The organism is Citrobacter sp. KTE151 (assembly GCF_000398845.1).
GTDB lineage: Bacteria > Pseudomonadota > Gammaproteobacteria > Enterobacterales > Enterobacteriaceae > Citrobacter > Citrobacter braakii.
In genome coordinates this window covers 165,222-173,399 of the sequence record NZ_KB976068.1, presented here as the reverse complement: position 1 = coordinate 173,399, position 8,178 = coordinate 165,222, and the positions used below count along the sequence as shown (strand labels likewise).

At 51.8% G+C, this 8,178-nt stretch carries 4 protein-coding genes, 2 tRNA genes, 1 rRNA gene and 1 riboswitch; of the genes, 1 reads left to right on the top strand and 6 read right to left on the bottom strand.

Annotated elements, in window-relative coordinates; translation table 11 throughout:
* Positions 1-1,424: 1,424 nt before the first annotated feature.
* From WC7_RS00825 to btuB, 5 genes are all read right to left on the bottom strand, one after another.
* Positions 1,425-1,500, bottom strand: a tRNA-Ala gene (locus tag WC7_RS00825).
* Positions 1,501-1,608: 108 nt separating this feature from the next.
* A tRNA-Ile gene (locus WC7_RS00830) sits at positions 1,609-1,685 on the bottom strand.
* Positions 1,686-1,756: 71 nt separating this feature from the next.
* A 16S ribosomal RNA gene (locus tag WC7_RS00835) occupies positions 1,757-3,298 on the bottom strand.
* A gap of 353 nt (positions 3,299-3,651) precedes the next feature.
* Positions 3,652-4,503, bottom strand: a complete 852-nt coding sequence (murI, locus tag WC7_RS00840; RefSeq protein ID WP_016155295.1) for a glutamate racemase — start codon at positions 4,501-4,503, stop codon at positions 3,652-3,654.
* The gene (btuB, locus tag WC7_RS00845; protein ID WP_016155294.1) at positions 4,448-6,304 is read right to left on the bottom strand and encodes a TonB-dependent vitamin B12 receptor BtuB; all 1,857 of its coding nucleotides are present in this window, start codon (positions 6,302-6,304) and stop codon (positions 4,448-4,450) included. Before btuB ends, murI begins: the two co-directional genes overlap by 56 nt.
* A 64-nt stretch (positions 6,305-6,368) precedes the next feature.
* A riboswitch (cobalamin riboswitch) is annotated at positions 6,369-6,556 on the bottom strand.
* A gap of 115 nt (positions 6,557-6,671) precedes the next feature.
* Here btuB and trmA point away from each other — a divergent pair.
* Entirely contained in the window at positions 6,672-7,772 is a 1,101-nt protein-coding gene (gene trmA / locus WC7_RS00850; protein ID WP_016155293.1) for a tRNA (uridine(54)-C5)-methyltransferase TrmA, read from the top strand.
* 45 nt (positions 7,773-7,817) lie between these two features.
* Here trmA and WC7_RS00855 read toward each other — a convergent pair whose 3' ends face one another.
* Positions 7,818-8,177 (bottom strand): YijD family membrane protein, encoded by a 360-nt coding sequence (locus WC7_RS00855; RefSeq protein ID WP_016155292.1) that lies wholly within the window; start codon positions 8,175-8,177, stop codon positions 7,818-7,820.
* Position 8,178: the final 1 nt, after the last annotated feature.

Below are 8,178 nucleotides of genomic sequence, written 5' to 3'. Positions count from 1 at the left end.
CACCTTCAACGGCTTACAGAACGCTCCCCTACCCAACAACACATAGTGTCGCTGCCGCAGCTTCGGTGCATGGTTTAGCCCCGTTACATCTTCCGCGCAGGCCGACTCGACCAGTGAGCTATTACGCTTTCTTTAAATGATGGCTGCTTCTAAGCCAACATCCTGGCTGTCTGTGCCTTCCCACATCGTTTCCCACTTAACCATGACTTTGGGACCTTAGCTGGCGGTCTGGGTTGTTTCCCTCTTCACGACGGACGTTAGCACCCGCCGTGTGTCTCCCGTGATAACATTCTTCGGTATTCGCAGTTTGCATCGGGTTGGTAAGTCGGGATGACCCCCTAGCCGAAACAGTGCTCTACCCCCGAAGATGAGTTCACGAGGCGCTACCTAAATAGCTTTCGGGGAGAACCAGCTATCTCCCGGTTTGATTGGCCTTTCACCCCCAGCCACAAGTCATCCGCTAATTTTTCAACATTAGTCGGTTCGGTCCTCCAGTTAGTGTTACCCAACCTTCAACCTGCCCATGGCTAGATCACCGGGTTTCGGGTCTATACCCTGCAACTTAACGCCCAGTTAAGACTCGGTTTCCCTTCGGCTCCCCTATTCGGTTAACCTTGCTACAGAATATAAGTCGCTGACCCATTATACAAAAGGTACGCAGTCACCCCATAAAGAGGCTCCCACTGCTTGTACGTACACGGTTTCAGGTTCTTTTTCACTCCCCTCGCCGGGGTTCTTTTCGCCTTTCCCTCACGGTACTGGTTCACTATCGGTCAGTCAGGAGTATTTAGCCTTGGAGGATGGTCCCCCCATATTCAGACAGGATACCACGTGTCCCGCCCTACTCTTCGAGTTCACAACACATGCACTTTTGTGTACGGGACTATCACCCTGTATCGCCGGACTTTCCAGACCGTTCCACTACCACACATGCTGATTCAGACTCTGGGCTGCTCCCCGTTCGCTCGCCGCTACTGGGGGAATCTCGGTTGATTTCTTTTCCTCGGGGTACTTAGATGTTTCAGTTCCCCCGGTTCGCTTCATTACGCTATGTATTCACGTAATGATAGTGTGACGAATCACACTGGGTTTCCCCATTCGGAAATCGCCGGTTATAACGGTTCATATCACCTTACCGACGCTTATCGCAGATTAGCACGTCCTTCATCGCCTCTGACTGCCAGGGCATCCACCGTGTACGCTTAGTCGCTTAACCTCACAACCCGAAGATGTTTCGTAAAACATTTCAGTGTTGCGAAAATTTGAGAGACTCGGACACACCGCTTTTCATTTCTTGTTTACGGAGAAATGAAACAGTGTGTCGTTTCAATTTTCAGCTTGATCCAGATTTTTAAAGAGCAAAACTTCGCAGTGAACCTTTTCAGGTACACTCTGAAGTTTTCTTGTTTTTTTGCAGTAAAGGATGGTGGAGCTATGCGGGATCGAACCGCAGACCTCCTGCGTGCAAGGCAGGCGCTCTCCCAGCTGAGCTATAGCCCCATCGTAGTTAAATCTCGTTTAACCTTAATTTCTGTTGAGGCAATGCGTGGTGACGCGAAGCATACTGAAGTATGTGAACGTCGCCGCAACGCAGCATCAGCAGAAATTTGGTAGGCCTGAGTGGACTTGAACCACCGACCTCACCCTTATCAGGGGTGCGCTCTAACCACCTGAGCTACAAGCCTGCAGAGATTTTCTTACTGCTAATTTTCATCAGACAATCTGTGTGAGCACTACAAAGAACGTTTCTTTAAGGTAAGGAGGTGATCCAACCGCAGGTTCCCCTACGGTTACCTTGTTACGACTTCACCCCAGTCATGAATCACAAAGTGGTAAGCGCCCTCCCGAAGGTTAAGCTACCTACTTCTTTTGCAACCCACTCCCATGGTGTGACGGGCGGTGTGTACAAGGCCCGGGAACGTATTCACCGTGGCATTCTGATCCACGATTACTAGCGATTCCGACTTCATGGAGTCGAGTTGCAGACTCCAATCCGGACTACGACATACTTTATGAGGTCCGCTTGCTCTCGCGAGGTCGCTTCTCTTTGTATATGCCATTGTAGCACGTGTGTAGCCCTACTCGTAAGGGCCATGATGACTTGACGTCATCCCCACCTTCCTCCAGTTTATCACTGGCAGTCTCCTTTGAGTTCCCGACCGAATCGCTGGCAACAAAGGATAAGGGTTGCGCTCGTTGCGGGACTTAACCCAACATTTCACAACACGAGCTGACGACAGCCATGCAGCACCTGTCTCACGGTTCCCGAAGGCACCAAGGCATCTCTGCCAAGTTCTCTGGATGTCAAGAGTAGGTAAGGTTCTTCGCGTTGCATCGAATTAAACCACATGCTCCACCGCTTGTGCGGGCCCCCGTCAATTCATTTGAGTTTTAACCTTGCGGCCGTACTCCCCAGGCGGTCGACTTAACGCGTTAGCTCCGGAAGCCACGCCTCAAGGGCACAACCTCCAAGTCGACATCGTTTACGGCGTGGACTACCAGGGTATCTAATCCTGTTTGCTCCCCACGCTTTCGCACCTGAGCGTCAGTCTTTGTCCAGGGGGCCGCCTTCGCCACCGGTATTCCTCCAGATCTCTACGCATTTCACCGCTACACCTGGAATTCTACCCCCCTCTACAAGACTCTAGCCTGCCAGTTTCGGATGCAGTTCCCAGGTTGAGCCCGGGGATTTCACATCCGACTTGACAGACCGCCTGCGTGCGCTTTACGCCCAGTAATTCCGATTAACGCTTGCACCCTCCGTATTACCGCGGCTGCTGGCACGGAGTTAGCCGGTGCTTCTTCTGCGAGTAACGTCAATTGCTGCGGTTATTAACCACAACACCTTCCTCCTCGCTGAAAGTACTTTACAACCCGAAGGCCTTCTTCATACACGCGGCATGGCTGCATCAGGCTTGCGCCCATTGTGCAATATTCCCCACTGCTGCCTCCCGTAGGAGTCTGGACCGTGTCTCAGTTCCAGTGTGGCTGGTCATCCTCTCAGACCAGCTAGGGATCGTCGCCTAGGTGAGCCGTTACCCCACCTACTAGCTAATCCCATCTGGGCACATCCGATGGCAAGAGGCCCGAAGGTCCCCCTCTTTGGTCTTGCGACGTTATGCGGTATTAGCTACCGTTTCCAGTAGTTATCCCCCTCCATCGGGCAGTTTCCCAGACATTACTCACCCGTCCGCCACTCGTCACCCAAGGAGCAAGCTCCTCTGTGCTACCGTTCGACTTGCATGTGTTAGGCCTGCCGCCAGCGTTCAATCTGAGCCATGATCAAACTCTTCAATTTAAGTTTGATGCTCGTGAATTAAACTTCGTAATGAATTACGTGTTCACTCAGAGACTTGGTATTCATTTTTCGTCTTGCGACGTTAAGAATCCGTATCTTCGAGTGCCCACACAGATTGTCTGATAAATTGTTAAAGAGCAGTTGCGACGCGCTTTAGCGCTCTGTCGCGAGGTCCCGTATATTACGTTTTCCTCATTCAGAGTCAAGCATTTATTTTCGCTTTTCTCCGCTGACCCGGCGGTTTGTAATCCGTTGTTCCGTGTCAGTGGAGGCGCATTATAGGGAGTTATTTCAGGCTGACAAGGGGAAATTTAAAATAATCTTCCGAGTGTCTATTTTTCCACCAAAACAGCCTAAACAGCCAGTTTTTCGAGCGTCTTAAAGCCATAACGCTGCAGCACGGGCAATAATTGTTCGGCTTCTGCCGTCATTGCCATGCAGAATGCGACATTCTCATCAGTTGATTTCGCGTCTGGCGCTTCATGTTCTAATAACCAGGCCGTACGACGCGCAATCGCGGCACCAGAATCCACCAGCCGCGTCCCCTCGGGCAGGACCTGTAAAAGTTCTTCCCGTAATAGAGGGAAATGGGTGCATCCGAGCACCACCGTGTCAGGTGGTTCCGACATCCGCAGCCAAGGGCGCAGGACACGACGCAGTTCTTCCAGAGAAATGGTTTCACCGTGCAGCTTCGCTTCCGCCAGTTCCACCAGCTCAGCGGAACCCAGCATCGCTATCTGACATTCGTTAGCAAACCGTGCAATCAACTCATGGGTATATGAACGCTTCACCGTTGCACGCGTAGCAAGCAGTCCCACCACACCATTCGCCGTGAGTCGCGCCGCCGGTTTAATAGCAGGCACCACGCCCACAACCGGAAAGGCAAATTTCTCACGTAATGCAGGGAGCGATACCGTGCTTGCTGTATTACACGCGATGACCGCAAGAGAGAGGGGATAGCACTGCTGGACCGCAGTCACAATCTCAACAACACGTTCGACGATAAACTCCTCGCTCTTCTCTCCATAAGGAAAGGCGACGTTGTCGAAAGCGTATATATAGTGGAGATCCGGCAGAAGACGCCGGATCTCATCATAGACCGACAACCCACCGACGCCGGAATCAAACACCAGCACGGTGGGACGCGGATCAGAAAGTGTAGCTGCCAGACAAGGTGTATTCCCGTCCTGCAGTTGCGTAGCCATAAACTGTCTCGTAATCTTTATCGAACAGGTTGGCGATTTTACCACGAACTGTCAGCTGTGAGGTGATTGGATATGACACGCCAAGATCCCACAGGCTAACCCCACCCATTTTTACATCTCTCTTATTGTCGTAGTCGTTATCGTAACGCTCGCCGAGGTACTGATACATTACATTCCAGCCGAGTTCAAAGATTTGCCCGGTCAGCTCATACTTTACCTGCTGCTTAGCACGGCGATAGAGAACCTTATTAGTTTCATCATCACGCGGATCGACATATTGCAGCGTCAGGTGGTGATCTACCGGACCAGTGGTGATATTTCCAGTCCACTCAAGACCTTTAATGGTGGCTGACTTCAGATTGACGTACTGGTTATCTTTATAATCGATCAGGTTTTGAACTTTATAATGATATGCAGAAAGACGCCAATCCAGCGGCCCGGTCAGTCCATCAATACCGGCCTCCCACTGCCTGGATTCTTCCGGCTTCAGATTTGGGTTGGCGGCAATGCCAGGCCCATAAGACGATGCAAAACGCGTCGCGCCATATTGCTGTCCAAGGGATGGCGCCAGGAAACCCGTGCCATAGGAGAGAGTCGCCCGATAGCCATCAACAAACTCCCAGCCCGCAGCGGTCTGCCATGTCCCATGCCAGCCGAACTGCTCATCATGATCTTCACGGCCAGAAGCTTCTAGCGTGACGCTATCGATTTGCTGCTGCCCGGTCAGGTAGAGTCCGGTGGTATCACGTTTGTAAGTATCGGCCTTCGTTGTACTGCTAGAAGTCAGCTTTTCCTGTTTCCAGTCAACCCCGCCGTTAACCGCCCCGTGCCCAACTTCAACACTATTACCCCACTGAATATAACGTTGCTCCATGTTATCCAGCGAGGCATCCCCCGCATACCGACCGAGCTCGTTGCTGTAGTTGTAATCTTTCAGGTGCTGATAATTGGCGATCAGCTGAGAAGAATAGATGCCAGAACTGTATTGCAGGCCAGAATCCCAGGATTGAGTGTAATTCTGAGCTTCATCATTGCCGCCAACATAGCCATATGAACCCTGATCGTAATCGCTATTCGCCGTATAGCCATAGCCGCGAAAGAACCCAGAGACGTTATCGTTAAACTTATGCTGTACGCCTCCCCAGAACAGCTTGTTGCGGTAGCCGTCCCGGTCACTGTCACCGCGATAGGGAGAGTCAGGCTGAATGTTAAAGCCCCTGGTCGTCTCATATGCCCCGGCAGCCGTTACGATCGTATCGCCAAACCGTTTATTTATGATGCCATCATAGGTCTGGTAACCATCCGTTCCCATACCGGCATTGATCTGCGATTTATCGTCATTGCTCATCGTAATGATATTGACGACGCCGCCAATCGCGCCGGAGCCGTACACCGCTGAACGCGGTCCGCGAATGTATTCAATGCGCTGCACCAACGATACCGGGAGCTGGCCAATATCAATCGCGTTACTAATGCCCGCCCGCGCCATCGGCACACCATCAATCAGTACCAGGACATGCCGCGCTTCGGTGCCGCGAACATACAGAGAGGAACTTTTTCCCATTCCGCCGCTCTGTGAGATATCTACCCCAGGAAGACGGCGCATCACGTCATTAAGATCTTTTGACTGCCAGCGCTGAATATCTTCGCGGGTAACAATATCCGTTGGCGCAAGCACGGTATTTACCGGTTGTTGAAAACGGTTAGCGGTAACGACAAGGGTATCCTGGCCTAAATCCTGCGCCCAACCCGAAAATGCTGTGACGGACAGTGCCGTGCACAGCAACGATTTTTTAATCATTGTAAAGCATCCACAATATAAGAAGGATGCCGCAGGTCCCACCGATAGTACGCGATGATGAAAACCAGATGCGACGTTAGCCGGCAGGTCTTCGGGCTTGGAGGCAACTTAAAGAGATGATGACTTCCCACGGCAAGCCGCAGTGTCTGCACCAGGTGCGCTCATCTCCTACCTTCCATACCGCTGCGCGTCAGCTCCAGATTCACACTGGATTCCCTTTTAACTCACAGGACCGGAAAACGGATGCTACAGTTTGTTACAACCTGGTGTCCAGACCGCGCATCACAATATCGGAAATCATCAATGACTGGACATCTGTTGAGCAATCCCTACAATCCCCGCGTACTTTTATTTTTCAGGACGCATCATGACCCCCGAACACCTTCCGACAGAACAGTACGACGCCCAGTTAGCTGAAAAAGTAGTGCGTCTGCAGAGCTTAATGACGCCATTTTATGCACAGGCTCCGGAAGTGTTTCGCTCGCCGGTCAGCCACTACCGTATGCGCGCGGAATTTCGTCTGTGGCATGACGGGGATGATCTGTACCACATCATGTTCGACAGCCAGACCAAAAGCCGTATCCGCGTCGACAGTTTCCCGGCGGCCAGCGAGCTTATCAACACGCTGATGACGGCAATGATCGACGGCGTTCGCAACAACCACGTCCTGCGCCACAAACTGTTCCAGATTGATTACCTCACTACCCTGAGCGATCAGGCGGTGATATCGATGCTGTACCATAAAAAACTGGATGATGAATGGCGTCAGGAAGCTGAAGCGCTGCGGGATGCGTTACGGGCGCAAAACCTGAACGTGCATCTGATTGGCCGGGCAACCAAAACCAAAATCGAGCTGGACCAGGATTACATTGACGAACGCTTGCCGGTTGCGGGTAAAGAGATTATCTACCGCCAGGTTGAGAACAGCTTCACCCAGCCGAATGCCGCCATGAATATTCAGATGCTGGAATGGGCGATTGATGTCACCAGGGGATCAAAAGGCGACCTGCTTGAGCTATACTGCGGCAATGGCAATTTCTCGTTAGCCCTCGCACAAAACTTCAACCGCGTGCTGGCCACTGAAATCGCTAAACCGTCCGTGGCTGCTGCGCAATACAACATTGCGGCTAACCATATTGATAACGTACAAATTATCCGCATGGCGGCCGAAGAGTTTACTCAGGCGATGAACGGGGTTCGTGAGTTCAACCGTTTGCAGGGAATCGATCTGAAGAGTTACCAGTGTGAAACCATTTTCGTTGACCCACCGCGCAGCGGTCTGGACAGCGAAACAGAGAAAATGGTGCAGGCGTACCCGCGAATTCTGTACATCTCCTGTAACCCGGAGACATTATGTAAGAATCTGGAAACGTTAAGCCAGACGCACAATGTTTCACGCCTGGCTCTGTTCGATCAGTTCCCGTATACGCACCATATGGAGTGCGGAGTATTACTGACCGCCAAGTAAATGATGTCCTGGCCGGGGGCGCTTCGCTTGCCCGGCCTAAAAATATTACTCCACGATTTCCTGTCTACGGTTACGCACTTTAAAGCCGATCCAGAACACCAGAATCACCGACAGAACCGCCGGGAAGAAGTTTGAGCCAATATCCGGATATTCAGCGCGTACCACAGTGCTGTACAACAGAACGCCGAGAATAAAACAGGCGGCGGCCAGGCCCGGTAACCCCACAGGCATGGTGCGGTTTTGATAGCGTTGATGCAGACAATAAACCGTCAGCACCAGCGAAATAATTGGGAATACTGAGAATGGCACAATGGAGCTAAACAGCGCCGCAAATGTGCCATTGATCGATAAGCCAGCAACCAGCGCCAGCAGCAGCGTACCTTTATCTTGACCTGACTGTTTCATT

Bases quoted from the DNA above. Each gene is read 5' to 3' on its own strand.
- murI (WP_016155295.1), bottom strand. From the start codon at position 4,503: ATGGCTACGCAACTGCAGGACGGGAATACACCTTGTCTGGCAGCTACA.
- btuB (WP_016155294.1), bottom strand. From the start codon at position 6,304: ATGATTAAAAAATCGTTGCTGTGCACGGCACTGTCCGTCACAGCATTT.
- trmA (WP_016155293.1), top strand. From the start codon at position 6,672: ATGACCCCCGAACACCTTCCGACAGAACAGTACGACGCCCAGTTAGCT.
- WC7_RS00855 (WP_016155292.1), bottom strand. From the start codon at position 8,177: ATGAAACAGTCAGGTCAAGATAAAGGTACGCTGCTGCTGGCGCTGGTT.